This window comes from Exiguobacterium sp. RIT594 (assembly GCF_003339585.1).
In the GTDB taxonomy this organism is placed as follows: domain Bacteria; phylum Bacillota; class Bacilli; order Exiguobacteriales; family Exiguobacteriaceae; genus Exiguobacterium_A.
The window spans coordinates 1-23,847 of the sequence record NZ_QPKF01000012.1 but is presented as its reverse complement, the minus strand read 5'-3'; the positions used below and the strand labels follow the sequence as shown (position 1 = coordinate 23,847).

At 38.5% G+C, this 23,847-nt stretch carries 25 protein-coding genes; 9 read left to right on the top strand and 16 right to left on the bottom strand.

Translation table 11 applies throughout. The features are described 5' to 3' along the window. Positions 1-106: 106 nt before the first annotated feature. Positions 107-484: a hypothetical protein gene (locus tag DVG79_RS15755; protein ID WP_114597516.1), complete on the top strand. Its 378-nt coding sequence runs from the start codon at positions 107-109 to the stop codon at positions 482-484. A gap of 129 nt (positions 485-613) precedes the next feature. Here the strand turns inward: DVG79_RS15755 and DVG79_RS15750 are convergent, their stop codons facing one another. Beyond that, positions 614-1,879, bottom strand: a complete 1,266-nt coding sequence (locus tag DVG79_RS15750; RefSeq protein ID WP_158537550.1) for a helix-turn-helix domain-containing protein — start codon at positions 1,877-1,879, stop codon at positions 614-616. 235 nt (positions 1,880-2,114) lie between these two features. Between DVG79_RS15750 and DVG79_RS16300 the strand changes: the two genes are divergently transcribed. The 4 genes from DVG79_RS16300 to DVG79_RS15735 all read left to right on the top strand — a co-directional run bounded on the left by DVG79_RS16300 (position 2,115) and on the right by DVG79_RS15735 (position 6,545). Next, positions 2,115-2,240: a hypothetical protein gene (locus tag DVG79_RS16300; protein ID WP_255412947.1), complete on the top strand. Its 126-nt coding sequence runs from the start codon at positions 2,115-2,117 to the stop codon at positions 2,238-2,240. Between the two features lie 73 nt (positions 2,241-2,313). Continuing rightward, positions 2,314-3,207 (top strand): aKG-HExxH-type peptide beta-hydroxylase, encoded by an 894-nt coding sequence (locus DVG79_RS16275; protein ID WP_233494626.1) that lies wholly within the window; start codon positions 2,314-2,316, stop codon positions 3,205-3,207. A 135-nt stretch (positions 3,208-3,342) separates the two neighbouring features. Further along, positions 3,343-4,569, top strand: coding sequence for an MFS transporter (locus tag DVG79_RS15740; protein WP_114597514.1), 1,227 nt, complete (start codon positions 3,343-3,345; stop codon positions 4,567-4,569). 74 nt (positions 4,570-4,643) lie between these two features. Next, positions 4,644-6,545 (top strand): hypothetical protein, encoded by a 1,902-nt coding sequence (locus DVG79_RS15735; RefSeq protein WP_114597513.1) that lies wholly within the window; start codon positions 4,644-4,646, stop codon positions 6,543-6,545. A gap of 459 nt (positions 6,546-7,004) precedes the next feature. Here DVG79_RS15735 and DVG79_RS15730 read toward each other — a convergent pair whose 3' ends face one another. From DVG79_RS15730 to DVG79_RS15700, 7 genes are all read right to left on the bottom strand, one after another. Next, on the bottom strand, positions 7,005-7,850 hold the full coding sequence (locus DVG79_RS15730; protein WP_114597512.1) for an aldo/keto reductase: 846 nt from the start codon (positions 7,848-7,850) through the stop codon (positions 7,005-7,007). A gap of 78 nt (positions 7,851-7,928) precedes the next feature. Continuing rightward, complete coding sequence (locus DVG79_RS15725) at positions 7,929-8,921, bottom strand: aldo/keto reductase (RefSeq protein ID WP_114597511.1); 993 nt, start codon at positions 8,919-8,921, stop codon at positions 7,929-7,931. A gap of 40 nt (positions 8,922-8,961) precedes the next feature. Continuing rightward, on the bottom strand, positions 8,962-9,594 hold the full coding sequence (locus DVG79_RS15720) for an NAD(P)H-binding protein (RefSeq protein ID WP_114597519.1): 633 nt from the start codon (positions 9,592-9,594) through the stop codon (positions 8,962-8,964). Positions 9,595-9,640: 46 nt separating this feature from the next. Continuing rightward, entirely contained in the window at positions 9,641-10,039 is a 399-nt protein-coding gene (locus DVG79_RS15715; protein ID WP_114597518.1) for a MerR family transcriptional regulator, read from the bottom strand. Between the two features lie 56 nt (positions 10,040-10,095). Then, entirely contained in the window at positions 10,096-10,911 is an 816-nt protein-coding gene (locus tag DVG79_RS15710) for an SDR family oxidoreductase (RefSeq protein ID WP_199505874.1), read from the bottom strand. A gap of 239 nt (positions 10,912-11,150) precedes the next feature. Beyond that, a complete protein-coding gene (locus DVG79_RS15705; protein WP_114597510.1) occupies positions 11,151-11,537 on the bottom strand; it encodes a nuclear transport factor 2 family protein in 387 nt (128 codons plus the stop codon). Positions 11,538-11,708: 171 nt separating this feature from the next. Beyond that, positions 11,709-12,557, bottom strand: a complete 849-nt coding sequence (locus tag DVG79_RS15700) for a helix-turn-helix transcriptional regulator (protein ID WP_114597509.1) — start codon at positions 12,555-12,557, stop codon at positions 11,709-11,711. 117 nt (positions 12,558-12,674) lie between these two features. On the opposite strand from DVG79_RS15700, the gene fabF reads away from it, so the two are divergent. Further along, complete coding sequence (gene fabF, locus DVG79_RS15695; RefSeq protein ID WP_114597508.1) at positions 12,675-13,913, top strand: beta-ketoacyl-ACP synthase II; 1,239 nt, start codon at positions 12,675-12,677, stop codon at positions 13,911-13,913. Between the two features lie 201 nt (positions 13,914-14,114). On the opposite strand, the gene DVG79_RS15690 is transcribed toward fabF, so the two are convergent. Then, positions 14,115-14,663: a TetR/AcrR family transcriptional regulator gene (locus tag DVG79_RS15690; protein WP_114597507.1), complete on the bottom strand. Its 549-nt coding sequence runs from the start codon at positions 14,661-14,663 to the stop codon at positions 14,115-14,117. Between the two features lie 245 nt (positions 14,664-14,908). Here DVG79_RS15690 and DVG79_RS15685 point away from each other — a divergent pair, with 245 nt between their 5' ends. Both DVG79_RS15685 and DVG79_RS15680 read left to right on the top strand, forming a co-directional pair. Continuing rightward, positions 14,909-15,769 carry an aldo/keto reductase gene (locus DVG79_RS15685; protein ID WP_114597506.1) on the top strand — a complete coding sequence of 287 codons (861 nt, stop codon included), beginning with the start codon at positions 14,909-14,911 and terminating at the stop codon, positions 15,767-15,769. Between the two features lie 31 nt (positions 15,770-15,800). Beyond that, positions 15,801-16,211, top strand: coding sequence for a cupin domain-containing protein (locus tag DVG79_RS15680; RefSeq protein ID WP_114597505.1), 411 nt, complete (start codon positions 15,801-15,803; stop codon positions 16,209-16,211). 330 nt (positions 16,212-16,541) lie between these two features. Here the strand turns inward: DVG79_RS15680 and DVG79_RS15675 are convergent, their stop codons facing one another. From DVG79_RS15675 to DVG79_RS15665, 3 genes are all read right to left on the bottom strand, one after another. Continuing rightward, entirely contained in the window at positions 16,542-16,811 is a 270-nt protein-coding gene (locus DVG79_RS15675; RefSeq protein ID WP_047395636.1) for a type II toxin-antitoxin system RelE family toxin, read from the bottom strand. After that, complete coding sequence (relB, locus tag DVG79_RS15670; protein WP_026829710.1) at positions 16,808-17,032, bottom strand: type II toxin-antitoxin system RelB family antitoxin; 225 nt, start codon at positions 17,030-17,032, stop codon at positions 16,808-16,810. Before relB ends, DVG79_RS15675 begins: the two co-directional genes overlap by 4 nt. 197 nt (positions 17,033-17,229) lie before the next feature. After that, entirely contained in the window at positions 17,230-18,372 is a 1,143-nt protein-coding gene (locus DVG79_RS15665) for a copper resistance D family protein (protein WP_114597504.1), read from the bottom strand. A 14-nt stretch (positions 18,373-18,386) separates the two neighbouring features. Between DVG79_RS15665 and DVG79_RS15660 the strand changes: the two genes are divergently transcribed. Then, positions 18,387-19,370 carry a heavy metal translocating P-type ATPase gene (locus tag DVG79_RS15660; protein WP_034786414.1) on the top strand — a complete coding sequence of 328 codons (984 nt, stop codon included), beginning with the start codon at positions 18,387-18,389 and terminating at the stop codon, positions 19,368-19,370. Positions 19,371-19,570: 200 nt separating this feature from the next. Here the strand turns inward: DVG79_RS15660 and DVG79_RS15655 are convergent, their stop codons facing one another. The 4 genes from DVG79_RS15655 to DVG79_RS15640 form a co-directional block, all read right to left on the bottom strand. After that, positions 19,571-21,700: a heavy metal translocating P-type ATPase gene (locus tag DVG79_RS15655; RefSeq protein ID WP_017474135.1), complete on the bottom strand. Its 2,130-nt coding sequence runs from the start codon at positions 21,698-21,700 to the stop codon at positions 19,571-19,573. Beyond that, entirely contained in the window at positions 21,693-22,061 is a 369-nt protein-coding gene (locus DVG79_RS15650; protein ID WP_017474136.1) for an ArsR/SmtB family transcription factor, read from the bottom strand. Before DVG79_RS15650 ends, DVG79_RS15655 begins: the two co-directional genes overlap by 8 nt. 199 nt (positions 22,062-22,260) lie before the next feature. Beyond that, positions 22,261-22,836: a recombinase family protein gene (locus DVG79_RS15645; protein WP_017474137.1), complete on the bottom strand. Its 576-nt coding sequence runs from the start codon at positions 22,834-22,836 to the stop codon at positions 22,261-22,263. A gap of 183 nt (positions 22,837-23,019) precedes the next feature. Next, a complete protein-coding gene (locus DVG79_RS15640) occupies positions 23,020-23,739 on the bottom strand; it encodes a peptidoglycan DD-metalloendopeptidase family protein (RefSeq protein ID WP_047395615.1) in 720 nt (239 codons plus the stop codon). Positions 23,740-23,847 lie beyond the last annotated feature (108 nt).

Genomic DNA, 23,847 nt, shown 5'->3' with positions numbered 1-23,847 from the left:
TTTATTTGTATGATTTTATCAATAACATTAATTGGGTTTTGATGTTACCATTTTACTTAGAGATAGTACTTAAAGCATATAAAACTTTCTATAAGGGGGACTTTTCATGAGAAAAGTTATTATTTTATCAGCAGTATACTTAAGTTTATTTAGTGTTCTAAATTCTTCGGATAATGGGACTCAAAAAAATGCACTTGCAAATGATCATCTTTCTACTTTTAATCACTCAGGTAAAGAAACAATGAAAGTAGTAAGTGAGCAGGACTACCCTGGAGCAGGGAAAGCTACAGTGAAGGTAGCAAGCGAACAGGACTATCCTGGAGCAGGGAAAGCTACAGTGAAGGTAGCAAGTGAACAGGACTATCCTGGAGCAGGGAAAGCTACAGTGAAGGTAGCAAGTGAACAGGATTACCCTGGAGCAGGTAAAGCGACAGTGAAGGTAGCAAGCGAACAGGACCCTGGAGCGGGTAAAACCGCAGTATAAGTAATGATTGGGCAAGAAAACTTATATATATAATCATTTTGTTATTACATTTATGAAAAATAGGTATCAATCAGATCTGTCATCCAAGTTTGGAGTGCGTTTCTGTTTGATACCTATTTATTTTATTATTTATTGTATGATACTTCTTTTCTTTAAATTTTCTAATTGTGTGAAGTAGAACAATGCTTTTTTATAGTGATAGTTATTCTGATAATATGTTTGTAATCCTTCGTATATAGTAATTAGAAAGTGATAGTCATTATTTTTTGTGAACTCAGGAAGAATAGACTTTTCTATAAAATCAATGAAGCGACTATCATTCCATTTATTTTTATAGGAATGTTTTAATACAATGAATTTGTAATGATAATTCTTATTTTTTTCTGAGACACTTAATCTTAATCCCTCATCTATTGATGAATAAAATTCAAAATAGTCTATGGATGAAGATTTTACTAACGATAGACAAGACATATATAAAGAATTTAGTTTCTCTGCATTTTTTTTCTTATACGTATAGCTTTTTTTGAAGTAAGTTAATGCCTGATTGAAATTCTCCAATAAGAAATAACTATACCCTAAATTTTGATAAATTTTAGCTTCGAAGTCACTGGGGAGATAATGAGGTAAATTGTTTTTTAACATTCTCATTAATATATCTCGAGCTTCTTCAGGGGAAAATAGATCGTTATATATGATAGATAACAAAAGATTACACTCTAAAGCTCGTTGGTAGTTTAGCTGTTTTTCAAATCCTACTAGTGCTTTATGAGCATAAATCAATGCTTTTGTGGGGTTTAAAAGTCTGCTGTAAACTAAAGATAGTTGAAAGTAAAAGTCGTAATCTTCATTATTTTTTTTATCAGAAATTTTAAGGATTTTGAGATAGCACTCTAGCGCTTTATCGAGCATATTTTTTCGATAATAATATCTGCCTAGTTGTTTGTGGAAATCATACATATAACTTTCTTGTAGAAAAGGCTCAATACTATTGAATTTATTTAAATCGTAAGTATCTACAGTAGAATCATTAATTAACAATATGTATTGCAAATAATAAAGTTCGTATAGATTAAGTAAATCAAGATTATCTTCATTACGGATCAACTTCAAAAGTTCATGATGAATGATCTTGGATTTGTTAACATTTCTTAAATCTAAGTACTCTTTCCAGCGTAAAAGTTTTTCGCTTAAAGCGTTATTTTCCTCCTGCAATAAATATGAAGAGACAAAACCTAACTTTTTAGAGAGAAGCTCTAAAATTTCTAGACTAGGTTTAATTTTATCGTTTTCAACCTTGCTTAAGTAAGGGACTGAGCATATACCTAAAGACAGTTCACCTTGTGTGAGCTGCTTTTTTTTTCTGTAATATAGAATTTTTTTTCCTAAATGCAATTTCTTAACCCTCCAAAAACAAAAAAATATTGATAAAATCAACGTCATATCAATTCTTAATATAGCATAAATAGATAAAATTAATAAAATTTAACTTAAATACAACATTTTTTCATAATAAAAAGCCTTTAAAAGCATTTTTGTTAAAATAAGTGATTTGATTTACAAATTTTGATGTTTTATCTTTATTTCAGCGGATCACATACAGGTTCGTAACTTAAAGGGGGATTTCAAAATGTCAAAACAACAGTCAAACATCGAGCGTTATATCAAACACTACCTTGGAGAAACTGCTTCAATGTCTATCGTAGTTCAACCACTTCGTATGCAGATTCACCTCGAGAAAAAAGACGAAAAATAATTTAAGAGCAGTAAATCGAGTGAGATAGTTAAGATCTCACTCGATTACACTCTTAATAAAGGAGAAACTAAGAATGACAACTTTGGTAGAAAAAACGAAAACCAACAACTATATTTCTTTTTTACATAAAACTCATATTAATAATAATATTGAGGCTATTTTTCAATTTGCATCAAGCTTTAGAACGATGGATAAAGAACTATCTTCTAAAGAACTAACATTGAAAGAAAAATACTTCGAATCTGTAAACTTGCTGCAAGATGTTGCAGTACCATACGATAACCATAAGATCCACTTAACTTTTTTTGATAAGACCTTGCAATCTAAACTTCTTGAACTAGGAATGATTGATTCAGAAGATTTAGAAAATGATAATCATATTTACTCACCAGAAAAACAAGAGCAGATTAGATATCGTATGACTCAAGCTCTTAACTTAATAAATTCACTACATCCAGAACTAGGGAATCTAGTTAATCAACTAGTGGGGACATTTTTAATTTTGAAAAAGGACTTATTCGGTGGCGGTTCAGTCTCTAACGTGTTAGGACTAATCTGGCTTAATCCTCAAGAGGAATGGACAATCATTGATTATGCGGAAGCGATCTATCACGAATTTATTCATCAAAGTATTTTCTTGGATGATATGATCAACTGTATGTTTCCAAATGCAAATGATTGTGCAAAAGAGGAAGCGCTTGTCACTTCAACTATTTTAAAAATGCGTCGTCCTCTAGACCGATCATATCATGCAGCTGGTGTTTCAATCGGTATTATGCACTTGTATCATCTATTCAATGATAAATCCAAATCAGTTCAATTCGTAGATGATTTAAAGGTAACACTGTCTGAAATCTCTACTAAAACAGAGTTCCTAGGAGAACAGGGAATCATTGCTCTTGAGCAGATGAACAGTTTCGCTAAAAATGTTAATTACGATTTAATTACTGAATCTCTAAATAAATGAATTAGAGTGGTCAAGAGGCTTGCTATACTTTTGACCACTCTAATTCATTTATAAGATGTATAAAAAGAAGGGGTGGTTCGCATGTAAGCTTCATATGATCGAATAAATCCAAAAAGATCATAAGGAGGATTTCTCATGAAGAAATTTTACGCTTTATTAATTAGTCAATGGTTTGCAAACGCTGCAGACTCCTTATATATAGTTGCTTTGATTTCTTTACTCTACAAAGCCAGCGGAAGTGGTTTTTCAGCGGCTATATTTCCGATAATCGTTACTTTAGGAATGACAGTAAGCGGCTTTGTTTTTGCATTTCTAATGAAGAAGCGTTCAAAAGAATTTTTATTACTCTTTACGCAATTGTTAAAAACCGCAATCCTATTTTTTATTATTTTTAACGACGAAGCTTCACTACTTATTATTGGTCCTGCGGTATTCTTAATTTCATTTCTTGACGGTTTTGCTAGACCGATTCAGAGTGCTTATATACCGATTTTGCATAATGACTTAAACAAAGCAAATAGTATAGTTCAAGGATCAAATCAACTAATTCAGCTACTTATGTGGCCGCTAGGTGCAATAATAGTAAGTACTGTTTCTTCACTATTTTTATTGAAGGTTTCCGTAATACTCTACGTGATTTCAACAATAGTAACTGCTAGATTTGTGAGTTGGATGAAGTCTGATTCCAATGAAACTGATAAAGCTTTCGATTTAGAGGAACCGACTACAACATCTTCAATGTCTTTTGCTGAGAGTGTGAAGTATGTACTATCTGACAAGGTGTCCAGAAAGAACACTCTATTGGTAGCAACTGAATCGCTAGCAAGTACAGCATGGATTTCTGCTATATTTTTAGTTTATATCTCTACCCATTTGAATGTAGATGAAAAATGGTGGGGAATATTAAATGCTTTTTACATGATCAGTATGATTGCATCAAGTGCAATTCTTATTAAATTAAACACTAAAAAAACTGTAATATCATTCAGTGCTTCGGTTTCTGTCATTGCTACAGTTATGTTTGGCTTTGCTCCAAATGTATACTTCGCAATTTTAGCTTGTTTGATTCAAGGAGCCGCTCTTCAAGTTAGATCAATTCAAATCAATACCGTACTCCAAACGTATGTGCATCACAAAAGACTTCCATATGTATATAGTCTGCAGCAAACAGTTTATACAATTGCATTTTGTATAGGAAGTTTATTATTTGGATTATTATCCGACCTTATTGAGATAGAAGCAGTTTATGCAATAGCAGCTGTAATAGCTCTCATCGCAACGATACAATCCTTCAATTTAGAAAGATATCTAAACAAATTAACTAAATCAGTCGATAAAAATTTAGAAGAGCATATTGGTTAATTATAAAAGACCTTATCTTTATAGCAGATAAGGTCTTTATAATTGCTTAAGATTATGGAGGACAGATAATAAATATGGAAACAAATGATTTGAAAGAGTTAAAGGTGAATTTATTTTTTAATATCATTACAATTTTTTTATTAGTTTTATTACTGACAAGTACCTTATATGGGAAACCAATCGAGACTGATAAGCTGCTAGGAATCAGCAAGTTTTTTTCGTATAACAGCCATAGAATGTTAATGGATCAAACGTTTTGGGATTTTCTAGAGCAGATATTCCCCTTACTGATCACTTTACTCGCTATAGCAATCTATAACTTAGCAAGTGGAATATACATTTCTAATAAAAATTCAAGACCATTGCCTAAAATCATGAGAAAATTTGATGATTTGCACAATATAATTTCTAACAATAAAAGAATTGTGTACATTGGCGTAATTATCTGTGCGATAATCCTATTTTTTTTAATACAATACCCTAATATTATTTATTTTTTATTGCTTAGTTCCACTTGGCTTATAGCGGTTATTATATTTACTCAAACTTTCAGTGATAAGTACTTTTATGTAAGGTCGATGAAAAAAAAAATTTACAAGGTAATCGGAATTTTAGGAGTTTCTACAGCAGGACTTATCGTCTTATCTTTTTTTGATGAAAATAAGTTAACAGCAATCTCAGTGGGGATTGTGATTCTTATGGTGTACAAAATCGTCAATCTTGTATTAATAAAGAATGATCCTGTAGGATTTGTTAAGCTAGTCAAAAGTCTGAAAAGATGGATTATAATTTTTATCTTAATATTTTTGATCACGCAAGGAGTGTCGTTCTGGGAGATAGGTTTTTGTTTTTGTTTTCTACTTGCTGTTTTTAAAATATTCATTTCTTTAATAAAGTTAATTGGTTACTTACTAATTAACGAACACAAAATTGCTAAACAGGAAAAACAAGATAGTTTAAATCAAGAAGTTATAACAACACTCATAGCACTACTTCCAAAATCAGAACAACAAGTCTTAAAAGACATATTTTTAGGTCAATTGAACAATCAGGAATATACACTACACCTAGATGCAGGGTTTACGTTATTTATAAATGATTTAAATATCGACCCAACAACGCGTAAACGTATCGATATAGTGTACAAAGAAATGATTTTAGACCATTCTGAAACGTCGAAAAAACTAGGTAATATCGTTAAATATAGAAATCGTAGAAATATGCTTATTCCTATTCTAATTATTCTTACCATATTTGTAATTGAGGGATTGCTGAACTTTTATAATGTTCCCCATGGTCTTATGATCAATACGTTTAGGAAGGTAGTATACGCTGTTATTTTCTATAGATTCATCACAAGATTTATTGAGATTGGAATTGCTTTTTATTTGGATATAAAACCTACTCATAAGATAAAGAATACTGATTTATCGAGCAATGATAGAGTTGCACTAGTATTAAACAGTCTAATTGAAATCACTTTATTAGCTAGTATCTTGTATTTCGAATTCAAATTGATAGACGGAAAAATAAAAGGGTTTGATGATGTTCTTTTAATATTTGTAGAAAGTTTTAAGTATGCAACAGCTGTGGCATTCTTTAACGTTTCTTATCCATTGAATTTAGAAAATGGTATTCCTATGTTCAAAGATTTAGAGCTGTGGAGTATGTTAAATACTACATACTTTGTTCATTTGATTCAGCTATTGATGAGTGTTTTGTTAATTTCATTGTCTATTAATGCATATGGATCAAAAAATTTAACAAAATCCTCTTATCGTCTAAAACAACAAGGTAAAAACATCTTTATAATTGAAGTGCTATATAATGAAAACACGGAAAGAGAAGTATTGCCTCCTACTGACCCCTTGTTTTTAGAAAAAGAGCTCAAAAAAAAGTGGGAGGATAATGAGTTGGATACAGCATCTTATTCAGAAGTGTTAGATCTCATTGAGTTTTCATTAAAGAAACGATAACAATCTCAGTTATTTTGTAGTGCTATAACCATATAAGCTTTAGGCTCAAAATCTTATTAATTTTCGTTATCAACAAAAGCCGCTTTTACTCAATTATGAATTGAGTAAAAGCGGCTTTTCATTTGCATTTGGGGGTGAATTAAAGTACTAGCTTTTTGATCAGTGCAAGAAGTTATCTTTGATCTAAGAAGACTTAACCATCATATAGGTATATGATGAACATCTTTCTTGTGATTGAAAGCAATAAAAAATTTTCAGTTGCATGCGTGATATTGTAGGGCGCACCCAGCCATCTGTTAATGGCACCGTTATCCTGTGTGCTAAAAATGAGAGTTACGCCTTGCGTGCCCGGTGTATTTCGGTCTCCTGTTCCTTACTCTAGAGAGCCAGATAAAAAAGAAAAGAAGTTAAGAGTGAACTCTTTTATTTGTTATAGATATCGAAATACAAAGTGACGATTTATCGCTTCAATCCCGTCAAATATTCGACAGTCGCTGGATCTGAATGAGAGAAAAACAGACTTTCTGCTTGATCTAGCTGAGAAATTTGTTCCATGTCCGCTTCTGACAATTCAAAATCAAAGACATCAAAGTTTTGGATCATCCGCTCTTTCGTGACGGTTTTTGGAATGACAACGACGTTTCGTTGAAGCAAGTAGCGTAGGGCGACTTGAGCGACTGACTTCCCATAACGTTCTCCGATTTCTTTTAATGTTGGATTCGTAAAGAAATCATTTCTCCCTTCAGCGAACGGACCCCATGATTCGATTTGGGTGTTGTAGCGCTCCATTATGCGTTTTGCTTCTTTTTGCTGATTAAAGACATGTGTTTCCACTTGATTGACCATCGGTACGACTTCCGCATGTAGCGCTAAATCGATGAAGCGGTCTGGATAAAAATTACTGACGCCGATCGCTTTGAGTTTCCCCGCTTTGTAGTATTCGACCATGGCGCGATAAGTTCCGTAGTAATCATTGAACGGTTGATGAATCAGTATCAGATCGATGTAGTCCGTCTGAAGTAGGCGAAGGGATTCCTCAATTGATGCCTTGGTTTGCTCGTATCCTGCATTTGAAATACGGATTTTCGTCGTGATGAACAACTCTTCACGAGCAATACCACTCTTGCGGATCGCATTCCCAACAGCCTGTTCATTTCCGTAGGATTGCGCGGTATCGATCAAACGATATCCGACTTTGATCGCATCCGTGACGACACGTTCACATTCTGCTAAATCATTTACTTGATAGACTCCGAATCCTAACATGGGCATGTCAACTCCATTGTATAGTGTTACGTGTTTCATAGTAAGTTCCTCCTTAGTAAAGGGTTTATCATTTATAACTGCTGATGATGTGTGAATTAGAATCTTATCTTGTATCGATTAAGGACGTGGAAGGGCGCCGACGATGGCATGCGGAACATAAAAGGCTTCCAAATCATCGACTTCTTCTTTCGTTAATTGAATATCCAAAGCACCTACAGCACGTTCGAGATGATCGAGCTTTTGAGCACCAATGACGGGGGCGGTGACATGTTCTTTATGCAACAACCAAGCGAGAGCCAACTGATCTCGTGAAACGTTTCGCTCCTTAGCGATTTTAGCTAATCGTTCGACGATGCGACGATCCGCATCAAGGGTTGCGTCGTATTTTGTGCGCTGAATCGCATCTGTTTCAGATCGAAGCGTACTTTCTGACCAATCACGCGTCAATCGCCCGGAAGCTAAGGGGCTATATGGTGTGACGGCAATCTTTTCGTCTATACAGAACGGAATCATTTCTCGTTCTTCTTCCCGATAGATCAGGTTGTAATGGTTTTGCATCGACACGAAAGGGGTCCAGCCGTTTCGTTTGGCGACATACTGTGCCTTTTGGAACTGCCAGGCGTACATGGCACTGGCGCCGATGTACCGAACTTTTCCTGCTTTGACTAGATCATGAAGCGCCTCCATCGTCTCTTCGATTGGCGTATCATAATCCCATCGGTGAATGATGTATAAGTCGACGTATTCTGTTCCGAGTCGTTTCAGACTTTCGTCGATTTCGTACATGATTTCTTTCCGAGAAAGTCCACCGCTATTTGGTCGATCGGGACGCATCGTCTGATGAACCTTCGTAGCAATGACGACATCTTCTCGATTTGCAAAGTCTCTGATAGCTTTCCCTAAAATGCGTTCACTTTCACCGATCGAATAGATATTCGCTGTATCAAAGAAATTAATACCAAGATCGAGTGCGTTTTTGATGATCGGACGACTCGTGGCTTCGTCGAGTACCCATTTGTGTACCCATTTTTCAGGGTCACCAAATCCCATCGTGCCCAAACATAAACGAGAAACATCCATGCCCGTATTTCCTAACTTCACGTACTGCATCTAATCGTCTCCTCTCCTGTATCAACGGATATATCATTCATCAATAAAACGATGGTTTGGACCAATCGGTGCCTGGTTCACTAACGCCTAAACTTTCTTTTGTATAGCGACCAGAGTCCTGTAAGAGGGTCACGACAAGTCGTGCGACGGCTTGGCGAGTGACTTGTGCGCCAACAAACGATTCACCTTTCCTCGTCAAGGTGAAGTTCTCGTTATTAGCCTCATCATAGAGCCATGTCAGACGTAATAAGGTGTACGCCAAATCGGATGACTCAACGACTTGTGCAGCTTCTTGATAACGCGGGAGACTACCACCGACCATTTGGCGATTCCATTGTCCGAATGGTCCTTCGACCTCACCATAGAGTCCGAGGACGGTCGCGCCAATTAAACGTGTGACACCCGCTTCTTGCATAGCAGCAAGGATCGTTGCTGTCGCTGTAGCATCTTGCATATCGTTGAGATAAACAGCATCTGCATCAGTAAACGCTTGAATCAACTTGTCTTTTTCTCCGAAGTGCCCATCTATTTTTGTGACACGTTCGTTTTCGATGAATAGACGTGCATGTGCACGTCGTGCATACAGTACGAGTTCTGCGTCCGTCTCTTCCAGTAATCGTTCGGTGACCATGCGAGAGATGGCACCAGCAGCTCCTAGGATGACTACTTTCATTTTCATATCGCCTCTTTCTTCCTTCTGATTCATTTCAATCCGCCCATCACAATTGATGCTTGTCAAAGCCCCGTAAACTTTTTTCTTTAGGGACAACGTGATTTTCATAGTTATTGATTTTGTAGTCTAAGCGTTCTAACGCCATTTGCATCTGTTGAATGCGCTCTTCTAATTGATTCCGCTCGTCTACGAGTAGTTCGACACGCGCTGGAATCGTCGCATCATCATGGTCTTTAAATAAGGAAATATATTCGATGAGTGATTCCACGGATATGCGTGCTTCCCGCATTTGCCGTGTGAATTCTATCCAACGAATGTCCTCTTCGTCAAAATCGCGAACGCCGGTTTCTTTTCTTTTCACAGGAGGAATCAAGCCAATGCGTTCATAGTAGCGAATCGTATCGGCGGTCACACCTGTCAGTTCGGTTACTTGCTTCATGTTCATCTTTTTATGATCCTTTCTTTTTGATTTAAACGGAATGTTCAGTATCGTGTTCTCGTTCATGCCCCATAGAAATAGGCGGCTGTCGCTCCACCGTCAATCAGAAAATCAGATCCAGTGATGAAGCTTCCCTTTGGACTCATCAATAGTTCAGCAAGATGAGCGACCTCATCAGGTGTACCTGGGCGACCGGCAGGACTTTTCGCAAACATCTTTTGATAAAAGTCACCTCGTTCACCTTCGAATTCATCCTTAGCGAGCGGTGTCACGATGATCCCTGGAGAAATGGAATTAAGTCGTGCCCCACGTTTTCCCCACTTAATGGCTTCTGCCATCACGCGTTTTTCGTTGCATCGTTTTGCAAGTTGATAAGCATGTAGCGAGTCATGGATGTTTTGAACGTGAAGACTTTCAAGTTGTAGTAGTTCTTCAGTAGGCGTTGTCGCAAGTAACGCATCGATTTCAGCGTCCAGCGCGGGCATACGGTGACTTGATTGACTCGAAATGGTGATGCCCACTCCATGATCGGCGATTACTTTTCCTACTTCCTCCAACAGGAGGGCTGTGCCGTATAAATCGACCTTTAAGATGGTCTCGATGGAAGCTTGACTAGGGGAGACACCGGCTGCGTTAATCAACATAGTGATCTCACCATACTCTTTTCCCTTTTCTATGATGTGTTGAATCGACGTTCGAGAGGAGAGATCAACCTCGAACGGTTCGATATCAAATCCTACATGTTGCAACGTTTCGGATACGCTAGTAGCTTTCGTGAAATCTTTATCTCCGACTAAGATTTTTTTGTCGAACCCAACGCGACGTGCAATGGCCATCCCGATTTGTCCGGCACCTATCCAAAGCATGACTTCTTTCAATTCAAGCACCTCCAAACGAATTCCCTTTTCTCTGCCCTAAATACGTCCTTAGCTTGCATGAAAGTGGCAGATGAAGTGGTTGTTGATGTTCACTATAAACCCTGGAGTGAACTCTAAGACAAGAGAAAAGTTTTTTGTCGTGCGAATTATCAATGAATGTATGTTGCAAAGAAGAATAATAGACAAAAAAATCCCCCCTTTACACATAAGGGAGGAAAGATAAGAACTACAAATATTTTTTATATAGTTGAAGACCGTAAAGTGGCGATTGTACGCACAGGTATCCAGATGTCTGCATTGCGATAAAAAGTCATTCGCATTTGGAGTGGCCATGTATTTCGAGAACCATATATTCTCGCATCTAAGTTGGTTTGACAAGTTAATATCATATCATTCTTCTCTTCTTGCAACGAAAAAGTTAGGGGAGTGATTGCAAAATAACGCATGTCTTCACTTTGAATTTGCGCTAACCACTCTCGTTTATTTTGGACATATCCAGAGATATGCTGTAACTCATAGTTATCATCTAAAAGTGTATTTAGCGCATGGATATCTTTTTCAATCATGGCTCGATCGATTCGTTTATACACTTTAATGAGTTCGTCTTTTAGTTCATGATTCAACATATCTTATCTCCTTCTTTGTTTAGGGAATACTAGATAAGCTACTTTAAAAAAACATTTTTGCAATAGATGGCTATTCTCACATGTATGAAACCGTTACAAAATGCGAGCCAGAGCAATCACTTCATACGGAAATCCAAGCGGTTATGATTGTGTGTCTGTATGGCGTAAATTTTAATTATTTAAAGCCATCAAGCGATTCAATTTCTTTTCTGTATCCGTATGTTCAACTGGTGTATAAATACTACACCTTAAATCAGATTCTCCTTGCACTTGTAAGGAAGTCAAATCGAACAGCATTTTTCCGATTTTGGCATGTCGAAATTCGATCATCATCTCAGGCGCTTTACTTACTTGGCTGTCTATCCATAGTTCTTGAAATTCGGGATACATGCGACTCATATCCTGGATGAAAGTCGTGTACCACTCGTCACCGACATATTGACCGTAATAGGTACGGAAAATGGATAAGAATCCTTTTGCGAAATGGTCCCAGTTTACAGCTAATACCCGAAATTCCTTTTGAGCGAAGACGAGGCGAATCAGATTTCTCTCAGATTCCGGAATCGTCGCAAAGTTGATGAAGACATTTGCGGCAGCGGTGTTCCATCCGACGATATGACAGTGACGATCAGTTACAATGGTCGGACAGTACGTTAGACCAGATAAAATTTTTTCTAACGAGGGGTTCATCTTAGAAACCGGAAGAGCTTCTGTTACATGCGAAGTAGCAACCGTAGTACCTAATGCTAAATCATATACATATTCTCGTTCATCTTTACTTAAACGTAATGCGTTAGCGATGCAGTCTAAAACACTTCTTGATACGTTGATGTCTCTCCCCTGTTCAAGCCATGTGTACCAGGTCGTACTGACGCCGGCTAATTGAGCGACTTCCTCTCGGCGTAATCCAGGCGTTCGACGTCTCGAACCCACAGGAAGACCGATCGATTCAGGCTTAATTTGTGCTCTTTTTAATTTCAAAAAAGTAGAAAGTGCATGCAGGCGATCTTGAGCATTCATGTAGTTATCTCCTTATTAATGATTTACCAATTAGTTTTTATACTAGGATAAACGCTCTCTTGTAATAGGATATATCAGCAGTATGATTATCTCATATTAAGACAGGGAGTGATAATTTTGGAACGAGTAGTTATTACTGGGATGGGAGTCATTTCCCCGATTGGTAACGATATCAATACTTTTTGGAAACATCTCATTAACGGAAAATCCGGCATCTCATCAATTGATATGTTTGATACTGGTTGTCATAAAGTAAAAATTGCGGGAAGCGTTCGAGATTTCGATGCTGAAAAAATGGTCGGAAAAAAAGAAGCACAGCGACTAGATCGATTTACACAGTTTGCACTTGCTGCAGCAGAGCAAGCATGGATTGATTCTGGGTTAGAAAACGGAAAAATTGATCATGAGCGTTTAGGCGTATATGTAGGATCCGGTATTGGTGGAATTGATACATTGATTAAGAATGTAAATGCTTTAAATGAACGAGGACCGAGGCGAGTGAGTCCGAGTCTCGTTCCTGCGATTATGTCGAACGCGGCAGCAGCACATATCAGTATCAAATGGAACGCGATGGGACCTTCTTTGTCTCCGGTCTCGGCTTGTGCGATTGGGAATACTGCAATCGGTGAAGCATACAGACTGATTAAATGGGGAGAAGCCGATGCTGTTTTCGCGGGGGGAGCTGAGGCGGGGATAACAGAATTGTCCTTAGCAAGTTTCGGGAACGCAACCGCATTATCGACACGAAATGACTCACCGGAAGCAGCGAGCCGCCCATTTGATAAAGATCGTGATGGTTTCGTGATGTCTGAAGGGGCGGGTATTATGATTCTTGAATCATTGACGCATGCGCTCAAAAGAAAGGCAAACATATATGCGGAAATCGTCGGGTATGGTGCGAGCTCGGATGCCTATCATATTGTTGCAACGCATCCTGAAGGTCGCGGTGCGTATCTTGCAATGAAAAAGGCAATTGAAAATGCAGAAATCACACCAAATCAAATTGATGTCATTAGCGCACACGCAACGAGTACCTTAGTCGGAGATCAGTCTGAAACACGTGCCATCGAACAATTATTTGAGGCGTATGCGTATAACGTACCGATCACAGCGAACAAATCAATGATTGGTCATATGTTGGGCGCAGCCGGTGGAGTAGAGGCGATAGCTTTGGCAAAAATGTTACAAGAAGGGCTCATCCCGCCAACAATCAATCTGGATCATGCAGATGAAGCTTGCAATTTAGACTATGTTCCATTGATTGCACGGTCAAAAAATATGGAATTCGGGCTCTCCAATTCATTTGGGTTCGGGGGACATAATGCAGCGATCGTCTTAAAAAAGTTTACAGATTAAAGAAGTCGTCGTATTTTTGAAGCCGTAATAAACGGATGTATCGCTCAATAAAAAATCATACGATTGAACATGAGTACAGGTTGCTTATTCAAAAGCAGATGGAAGCTCATGTATAAAAAGAGTGTCGACATTTTACATCACAAAATGTCGACACTCTTTATGTTTGACTGTTTCAGAATATCTAAGATGACTCCTAGGTTATTAATCAAAGTTTCGATCCAACAAGATTCCTGTCTGTTCTGCCATTATACGTGCCGATACAGGCATACCATTCTTAAACCACCACTCTACTGCACCGACCGTAGCTGCAGCAAAAAATTGAAGAATTACGTCCTCATGTAATCCTTTGTTTTTTCCTGTTGATGTATTCACTTCGACACCAAATTCTTCGACTACGAGTTCCAAAAATTGTTTTCTAAAATAAGGAGCTCCCTTACTGTCTAACATCGTTGAGAAGAAGAGCTTATGTTTTTCAAAGTATTCGTACCAAATATAGTTTCCCTCTTGAAAGGTCATATCAGATGCTACGTGGCAAAGTACGCGCAATTCATGAATATGTTCTTCGATCATTTTATCTAATAGGTCGTATTTATCTGTGTAGTGTAGATAAATCGTTCCTCGATTAAGATTCGCTTCGTCCGCTATATCTTGGATAGTGATATTATCAAAGTTCTTTAAAGACATGAGCGCAAGGACGGCGCTCTTAATAGCCGATTGGCTTTTTGCAATTCGTCTGTCTGTTTTAGGCATGATATGTTCCCCCATATTTTTTAAAATCAACAATCTCAAACGATTTGTTGAGTAATCAACAAAACCTATAAATCTAACTATTGAATCAAGAACTTAGGTATTTATAATTATAGACACATGTTGATTAATCAATCCATATTGATTTTTTATTTCGTAATCACTGGAAAGTTTCATATTTGAAAAATTATATGGATTGGACATTATCTATTTCTGAAAACATCTTATCGTATAAAGGAGAGAATAATATGTTCAATGAAATGTATGAACTACAAAACGGAGTCAAGATTCCCAAACTAGGTCTTGGGACATGGATGATGGACGATGCGCAAGCAACACAAACTATCCGAGATGCTATTTCAATCGGATATCGTCATATCGATACGGCTCAGGCGTATCTGAACGAGAAGGGTGTCGGAGAAGGGATTCGTTCTAGCGGTGTATCACGAGAAGAATTATTTATCACAACAAAAGTTGTTGCTGAGGCGAAAACGTATAATGACGTCGCAATATCCATCGATCAGTCTTTAGAGAAGCTTGGACTAGACTATGTAGATTTGTTAATCATTCATAGTCCACAACCATGGAATGAGTTTCGTGCAGAGCAAAGTCGTTATTTCGAGGAGAACAAACTGGTATGGAAAGCGATGGAGGATGCCTACAAGGCAGGTAAAGTTAAAGCAATTGGACTCTCAAACTTTTTACAGGATGATATTGAAAATATTTTGGCGACATGCGAGATCAAGCCAATGGTTAATCAAATTTTAGCACATGTGAGTAATACACCAGAGGAACTCATTAATTTTTGTCAATCGCGTGAGATTGTAGTGGAAGCCTACTCCCCGATTGCTCACGGTGCTGTTTTAAACAACGAAGTGATTCAATCGATTGCTGATCGGTACAATGTATCCATTGCGCAGATTTGTTTGCGATATGACATTCAGCTCGGATTAGTTGTTATTCCGAAAGCCGCAAATCTTGATCATATGAAAAATAATTCAGAACTTGATTTTGTCATTTCGGATGCTGATATGGAGACACTGAAAAATATAACTCCGATTCAGGATTACGGAGAGCATGGATTTTTCCCCGTATTCGCTGGTAAATAAGAAATTTAGATGTAAGATGGAGGTTAAATAAATGAAAACATATGAAGAAGTAAAATATCATTCGATTTTCTCAATTGGTGATAGCAACGAAGCGTTCGCGCAATTCTTTGTTGGTCAAAGCCATCTAAAAACTTTAGCTACGAGTCCATCAGAGGATGTTATAGTATCGAACGTGACATTTGAGCCAGGCTGTCGGAATAACTGGCATATCCATCGAGGTGGGTATCAAATTCTCTTAGTGACAGGCGGCGAAGGATGGTATCAGGAAGATGGGAAAAAAGCGCGTTTCCTAATGTCTGGAGATGTAGTCGTCACACAAGACGGAGTAAAGCACTGGCATGGAGCTTCTAAAGACAGCTGGTTTCAACATATTGCAATCACAGCTGGTTCACCAGAATGGTTGGAAGCGGTATCCAATAGTCATTACAGTAGACTAAAATAAGCGTATTTACTGATTGCTTAACATAAAATATGCTTAAATTGTGAGACAGTATAGAATACCTGTTTGTGCTAAATCAATGAATGAATCAGTAAAACCTGCGTTTGCATTTCAATGTCGAAATACAAACGCAGGTTTTATTTGTCTTATTTGCGTAAAAAACGCTATTAAAAGCATATTGATAAAAAGATGAGTTAATAGGCTTTAAATTGTGTAGTAAACCAACTAAATACACAATTTGTGAAAGACTAATCATTTTTGTATACATAATGGTCGTTTTAAAAACAAAAAAAGAAAACTCACATATTTCCTAAGATGTGAGTTCTACCTGTCTTATTTATAGATATCACGACGATGCCCGATCTCGAGAATCAAAATCACGACTTTTTCATCTTGAATGTCAGCAATCAGACGATAATCACCGATGCGATACCGCCATTCACCCGAGCGATTCGAGACGAGTCCTTTACCATGACGACGCGGATCATCCGTCCCGACCAGATTCTTCTTGATCCAGGACATGATGATCCGCGCTTGTTGAGGATCCATCTTCTTGAGAGACTTTTGAGCTCCGCGCTCAAACTCTACCGTAAATGCTGTCATTCTAAATCAAGTTCCTTCATCATATCGTCGAAAGAGATCGCTTCTGATTTTTTACGGTGTGCTGCCATCGAATCATGATAGAGTTGTAAATCGATTTCGTCTTCGATGCGGTCGAGGACGGCATCGCGAACGAGTGTAGAAATCGTGATGTTTTTTGCCTTCGCATATTCTTTGATGAGTCGTGTATCCTGGTCATCCAGACGTACGGAAATGGTACTCATGATTATCAGCTCCTTTGTAATACATTGTAATACATATTCCAGTAGTAGTCTAGAAATGGCACCGATTTAAAATAGGATTGAACCTGTTATAACTAGTATGAAAATGATGAATAAGTATGAAAAAAGAAAGACTGCTGTATCGCATGCCTTTCTTTTTGTATAAGACGTCGCACACGCTGAAATGCTCATGTGGAGGATCATAAATACACGGAAATACTATACAACGCTGCGAAAAATAATGAGATCGAGACGCCTAATCCAAGATAGAGGGTCTTGATGGAGTCTTGGGTTGATCGGATGACGTACACCAACAATCCCACGAAAAGGAGGCTGATTGCCATCAAGAAGAGGGATATCATGGTCGGCTCGAACCGGATATCAGAATAGGTGAAACGCAAGCTAGGGAAAAGAAACCCTGACAGTGGACCAGCCCCGCTGGATTGAAGAGTATCCTTGATCGAGTGAGGGGGTTCCTGTTGACCGAGCCACGCAGTCGCTGTGAAGAGAAGCAGGATCAAGATGCCTTCCATGCGCATCCGCATCCGTCGGACTTCAAACGATCGTTCAGGAGACGCGTAACTCCACTTCCCGTTCATGATACCGATGATCAGCACGGGTAGAATCAGGACGTGTTTCCAGAGTAAGGCTTGTCCATACGGTAAAATCCAGGAATCGGAATACTCCTCTACCTGCACGACGACAGACATCAGATAGATGCCGGAACCGACGATTAGTAAGAAACATAGCGTCACGAGTGGTTTGAACCATTCGAGGAAGATGCCCCAGTTACGGTCTGATGGACTCCAAAAGCCGAGTATGAGCAATCCACCGGTCCAGATGAAGACGGCGAGTGCGTGAATAGAATGTACGAGCATGCCTTCTGCCCCTTTGATGCTAGAGGCGTGCCCGGACCACGCGAACGTAACGACCATCGCCATAACAAGGAATACCCCTAGTTTTATACGTCCAGGACTGAGTGATGCACGATTGATGACGATGAGAAGGAGTACACTCCAGAGAGCCATCAGAATCCAAGCGTTCCCTGCCTCGAATGTAAGTAACACGGATTGCAGTGTTATCCAAAAACCGATCTCTTCATATAAATACAGTACGATTCGTAAGACGGACAGGGAAAAGGATAACAGCATCAGCACGATGAGCATGCGAACCCAGCGGATTGAAAGCGATACGTCAGGTCGGTAAGAACGAGGGATGAGCTGGACGGAAAAGAAACCGATCAACAGCGCAAGACAACCGTAGAGGAGCGTATCGCCGATCAGATAGAGCGCGGTCATCGCTTCCGCCCCTTCCCGATAAATCAGATCAGCTCGTCCAAACATTCACCGTTTCCGGGATGGACTGTAGTAGCTGTGCTAAGACGATCGAACAACACTTTCAAAAGATGCAAAATGTCCAGACCGTCACAGTTTCGTTTGCCCGTGGGGAGATGGAAATCGACCATCAGCTGGATGCTCGACAAGTCCAAAGCGAGCTGAACAAGATCGGTTTCGATGGATACGTCAAGGGAAAGAAAACGTCCGAGGCACCGGTCCGGTCGTTCGAGGGGATCTCCTTGATCCTGTCCGGGATTTTGATTGGTCTGGGATTGCTCATCCAAACGAGCGGAGTAGCGTATCTTCCGAATGTTTTGTACGGTATCGCCTTGATCCTCAGTGGGGGGAGAGTTTTCCGGAGTGCCTATTATGCCGTCCGTGCCCGCTCACTCGACATGAAAGTATTGATGAGCGTAGCAGCCATCGGTGCCGCATGTATCGGGGAGTGGCTCGAGGGAGCGACCGTCGTCTTCCTCTTTGCCATCGGCAATTTGCTTCAGAATCGCTCCCTTGCGCGGACGCGCAATTCCATTCAGAAACTGATCGAACTGTCTCCGAAGGAAGCCTTCGTGCTGACGGACGGGGACGTTAGACGTAAACCGGTGGAAGCGGTGCGAGTCGGAGAAATCCTCCGGATTCGACCAGGTGATCAGGTTGCACTGGACGGCACGATCCTGAACGGGACGACGACCATCAATCAAGCACCGATCACGGGCGAATCGATTCCTGTCGATAAGAAGGAAGGCGATCACGTATTTGCCGGAACGCTCAACATGGATCGTTCGTTCGACATGATCGTCGAGAAGACGTATCAAGAGACGACGCTTGCGCACATCATTGAACTGGTCGAGGAAGCGCAGGATAATAAAGCACCGAGTGAAGCGTTCATCGATCGTTTCGCGAAAGTGTATACACCGTTCGTCTTCCTAGGTGCATTGTTGCTGATGATCGTCCCACCTTTACTCCAACTTGGTAGTTGGGGAGAGTGGTTCTATAAGGGGTAGCGTCAGGAAAATGCGGATTTACAATGCTAAGGAAATTCCCATACTAAAAAGCCAAATTTCTCAACATCAATTGAGAAATTTGGCTTTTTCCGTTGCTCAGTTAAAGCGTCCTTTAGTTGTATATTTCCTGTTAATATCCCTTTTGAAGCATAACATTGTTTTCAATGATCGCACCCGATAGTTGACGCCCATTTTAGAACCTATTCTTTGATTTTCAATAAGCGTAAACTGTTTAATGTTACAAGTAAAGTTGCTCCCATATCAGCAAATATAGCTATCCAAAGTGTTAACCAACCGGGCATGACCAAAAGTAATGCCACTAATTTAATCGCCAAAGAGAAGGTAATGTTTTGCTTGATGATTGCTAAAGCCTTACGGCTTAATTTTATTGTATATGGCAATTTACTCAAATCATCAGACATTAAGGCGATGTCAGCCGTTTCTAAAGCTGTATCAGTTCCAGCACCACCCATTGCTACACCAACGGTAGATGCCGCAAGGGCTGGAGCATCATTCACGCCATCTCCGACCATCCCCACACTTTGATGTTTTTCTCGAAGTTCTTTAATAAAATTAAGCTTATCTTCTGGAAGTAAGTCAGCTTTAATATCCGAAACACCAACTTGTTTTCCGATGGCTGTTGCCGTTCTTTGGTTATCGCCTGTTAGCATCACTGTTTCGATTCCCATATTGTTCAACTTGCCGATAACTTCTTTAGACGATTCCCTCATTTCATCGGCTACGGCAATAAACGAAAGAATTTCTTTTTCTGTTCCTAACACCATCACCGTTTTACCTTGAGTTTGCATATCGGCAATTTTTTCTTTCCTATCGCTTGAAATGCTTCCGTGTAATTCCTCAAAAAGATTTGGACTTCCCACATAATACATTTCATTATTTATTTTGGCTTTAACGCCTTTACCTGTAATGGATTGAAAATCCTCTACTGTTACTTCGTTGAATTTTAATCCATTTTCTTCTGCTTTTCGCATAATCGCTGAAGCAAGAGGGTGCTGTGATCCTTTTTCAATGGCTGCTGTTATGGTCATTAATTCATTTTCATTTCTACCATATGTCACAATGTCTGTTACAGCAGGAATCCCTTTGGTTAATGTTCCTGTTTTATCAAAGGCTATCGCTTTTAAGTGTCCTGCTTCTTCTAAATGGATACCACCTTTAATTAAAACACCATTTTTCGCTGCATTTCCTATTGCTGTAACCACAGCAACTGGAGTTGAGACTACTAAGGCACAAGGACAACCAACCACTAATACAGCTAAGCCTTGATAAATCCATTGGCTCCAGTCTCCGCCAAATAATGGTGGAACTACCGCAATTAAAAGAGCTAGTATGACAATAGCTGGTGTATAGTATTTTGCAAATTTATCGACAAACGCTTGAGAAGGGGCCCGTTCTGCTTGGGCTTCTTCTACCAAGTGAATGATTTTTGAAAGAGTAGTATCTTCAACTCGTTTTGTTACTTTAACCTCAAGTAACCCTTCTTCATTCAAGGTTCCTGCAAATACTTCATCATTTGTGGTTTTCGTTACTGGAACACTTTCACCTGTAATCGCAGCCTGATTTAATGTCGATGTACCTTTAACCACTATTCCATCCATTGCTAACTTTTGACCGGGCTTAACAATCATGATGTCTCCAACTTGAATATCATCAACATGAATCATCATTTCTTCATTGCCTCGTCGAATTAACGCTTCTTTTGGGGCAATATCCATTAAAGATTCAATAGATTGACGTGCTTTATCCATTGAATAACGCTCTAATGCTTCACTAATCGCAAATAGGATAACAACGGTTGCCCCTTCACCCCATTCACCAATGATTGCAGCTCCTATAATTGCAATAGTCATAAGCGTATTCATATCGAAATTTAATCTGCTTAGATTTTTGAGACCTTTAATGAATAACGAATATCCACCGATTAAAATGGACGCTGCATAACCAATTGTCGGTAGAACATGCTCTTCACCATACTGCTCTCCTAAGAACCAGCTAACTACAAGTAAAAGAGCTGATATATATACCTTAATGTTTTCTTTCTGCTTCCAAAAAGGTTCTCGTTCTACCCTTTGTTCTTTTTCATCTCGAATTTTTAAATTTTCAAATGCTCCTGCTTTTTCTAATTCTTCAATGGTTGTCGTCCCTTTAACATAAACTTTAGATGCTCCGAAATTTACTTTCGCATCCTGAACACCGGGAAGTTCTTTAACATTATTTTCAAAAATGGCTGCACAGTTAGTACAAGTAAATCCTTGAACACGATAGGCTTTCATTTCTTCTTCAGACAGTTTTGCTTTCCCACTAGACATTGATCTTCACCTCTTTCTTATGTGCCAATGCAATCATCATAATTTGTCTGATATGCTCATCATCTAATGAATAAAATGCAAGTTTTCCCTCTTTTCGAAACTTAACAATCCCTTGCTTATGGAGCGTTCGCAGGTGATGAGAGGCATTTGCAACCGTAACACCTATAATATTTGCTATATCACACACACACAGTTCGTCATCTTGACATAAAGCATAGGTAATTTTTGCTCTATTTTCATCTGCAATAGCTTTTAACATTTGGGCAACACTAGAAATATCTACTGTCTGTAAATTACCTTGTATTCGATTGACCTTTTCTTCGTCATAACAATAAATTTCACAAGTATCTTTCTTAATCACATTCTCACCCCAATATCATTCAAGTGTTTATTTGAATATAGCATAACCATTTTTAATAATTCATTCAAGTGTTTTTTTGAATGAGTAAAAAATTCATAAAAAAAGAATTGGAGTACCCAATTCTAATAACAAAATAACCAAACTGCATAAGACTTTAAGTACATAACATTATCTGGCCAATTAATGGAATAGGACTGAACTATTTGTTCTCTTCCGATAGCTTTCTATATAATGAAGCCCTAGACACATTTGTAATTTCACAAATTTGATTTACAGTCATATTTCCTTCTTTATATAGCTTTACTGCATAATTCATTCCCGCATGATTTTTATGATATTTCTTTATCCGACCTTTAAACTTTCCTTCTTTCTTAGCCAGCTCAATCCCTTCACGTTGACGCATACGGATAAGATCTCTCTCTAACTGGTTAACACCAGCCATTACTGTAATTAAGAATTGGCTGTATGGATTATCCTCTGATAAATCTAGCCATGTATCCTTGAGTGATTTTAAGCTGGCTTTTTTCCTTCGTATGTAATCGATCAATTCAAATAAATCTTGTGTACTACGAGTAATTCGAGTTAAATCTGTAACATAAATGGTGTCACCATCTTGTAAGTCCTCTAACATTTTTTGAAGTTGCTCACGTTCCTTCGTTGCCCCAGAAACTTTTTCTTCGTATATAATATCCATTCCGAATTCGCTTAGCTGCTGAAATTGTCTTGAAGGGTTTTGACTAGTTGAACTGACACGTACATAACCAATTTTCCGCAAAATATCACCTCACTTTTGAGACAAGTCTTATGAGACGCTAGATCACAGCAATCCACTTCAAAATAAATGACTTGATGAAGTCACTTCAGATCATAGAAAAACCCTCATTTCGACGTCGAAATGAGGGTTTTTCTATGATCTGAAAAGATGCTGTCTTAGGACATCCTCTCTTCTTTTTTTAGGTTACAAATAGTTCAATGGGTTGACACTATTCGCTGCAGAATAACTGCTGTATTTATAACTGTTTTTATGAATCTCAAAGTGTAAATGATTTCCGAACGAGTTTCCTGTATTCCCAACTGTTCCAATCTTCATACCTTTAGAGACTGTCTGACCACTTTTTACCGAAAGACTATTCATATGAGCATAAACGGTTACGTATTTTTGATTCTTTAGACTATGTGAAATCATAACGTGTTTACCATATGCACCGCTGTTTTTAGAGGTAGTGACTTTTCCACTCGCAGAAGCATAGACAGGTGTGCCTTTTGTTGCAGCTAGATCAACGCCATTATGGAATGTATAACCGTAAGCGCCATTAGATTTTCCGTATCCTTGGGTCAGCCTCCCTTTAGTAGGAGAAGCAAAAAGAGACTCATTATACGTCATTTTTTTTGCAACGTGGCTCTTATATTTTTTTAGGTAAGAACTATAGATATACCGTGTGTTCCCTTTGTAAAGTACTTTTGTCCAAGCTCCTTTTTTTCCTAAATAAGAAAAAGTCTGACCAGTGTTAGTCACGCCGACTATATTGTAATTGAGAGAAGGACCAGTCCGAACACGGAGATCGTCTGTCTTTACTTTTACTTTATATGCACTACTTGCTTCAACTTTTGGGCTATGCATTGAAAAAGTTGTTGTGAGTAAGACGCTAGAAGCGATAAGTATTACCTTGTTTTTCATTAGTTGTACTCCTTTAAAGATAAAGATACGGTGACAAACGATTTGTTAAAAGGAGTATAGCATCACTATATTACAAAAAAGTGTATCAAATTCATTTCAAAAATTGAT

Coding starts and splice junctions, on each gene's coding strand:
- DVG79_RS15730 (WP_114597512.1), bottom strand. CDS start 7,850: ATGAAACACGTAACACTATACAATGGAGTTGACATGCCCATGTTAGGA.
- DVG79_RS15725 (WP_114597511.1), bottom strand. CDS start 8,921: ATGCAGTACGTGAAGTTAGGAAATACGGGCATGGATGTTTCTCGTTTA.
- DVG79_RS16275 (WP_233494626.1), top strand. CDS start 2,314: ATGACAACTTTGGTAGAAAAAACGAAAACCAACAACTATATTTCTTTT.
- DVG79_RS15655 (WP_017474135.1), bottom strand. CDS start 21,700: ATGTCTAGTGGGAAAGCAAAACTGTCTGAAGAAGAAATGAAAGCCTAT.
- DVG79_RS15715 (WP_114597518.1), bottom strand. CDS start 10,039: ATGAACATGAAGCAAGTAACCGAACTGACAGGTGTGACCGCCGATACG.
- DVG79_RS15685 (WP_114597506.1), top strand. CDS start 14,909: ATGTTCAATGAAATGTATGAACTACAAAACGGAGTCAAGATTCCCAAA.
- DVG79_RS15665 (WP_114597504.1), bottom strand. CDS start 18,372: ATGTTTGGACGAGCTGATCTGATTTATCGGGAAGGGGCGGAAGCGATG.
- DVG79_RS15690 (WP_114597507.1), bottom strand. CDS start 14,663: ATGCCTAAAACAGACAGACGAATTGCAAAAAGCCAATCGGCTATTAAG.
- DVG79_RS15705 (WP_114597510.1), bottom strand. CDS start 11,537: ATGTTGAATCATGAACTAAAAGACGAACTCATTAAAGTGTATAAACGA.
- DVG79_RS15755 (WP_114597516.1), top strand. CDS start 107: ATGAGAAAAGTTATTATTTTATCAGCAGTATACTTAAGTTTATTTAGT.
- DVG79_RS15660 (WP_034786414.1), top strand. CDS start 18,387: ATGGACTGTAGTAGCTGTGCTAAGACGATCGAACAACACTTTCAAAAG.
- relB (WP_026829710.1), bottom strand. CDS start 17,032: ATGAGTACCATTTCCGTACGTCTGGATGACCAGGATACACGACTCATC.
- DVG79_RS15675 (WP_047395636.1), bottom strand. CDS start 16,811: ATGACAGCATTTACGGTAGAGTTTGAGCGCGGAGCTCAAAAGTCTCTC.
- DVG79_RS15640 (WP_047395615.1), bottom strand. CDS start 23,739: ATGAAAAACAAGGTAATACTTATCGCTTCTAGCGTCTTACTCACAACA.
- DVG79_RS15700 (WP_114597509.1), bottom strand. CDS start 12,557: ATGAATGCTCAAGATCGCCTGCATGCACTTTCTACTTTTTTGAAATTA.
- DVG79_RS16300 (WP_255412947.1), top strand. CDS start 2,115: ATGTCAAAACAACAGTCAAACATCGAGCGTTATATCAAACACTACCTT.
- DVG79_RS15720 (WP_114597519.1), bottom strand. CDS start 9,594: ATGAAAGTAGTCATCCTAGGAGCTGCTGGTGCCATCTCTCGCATGGTC.
- DVG79_RS15735 (WP_114597513.1), top strand. CDS start 4,644: ATGGAAACAAATGATTTGAAAGAGTTAAAGGTGAATTTATTTTTTAAT.
- DVG79_RS15680 (WP_114597505.1), top strand. CDS start 15,801: ATGAAAACATATGAAGAAGTAAAATATCATTCGATTTTCTCAATTGGT.
- DVG79_RS15740 (WP_114597514.1), top strand. CDS start 3,343: ATGAAGAAATTTTACGCTTTATTAATTAGTCAATGGTTTGCAAACGCT.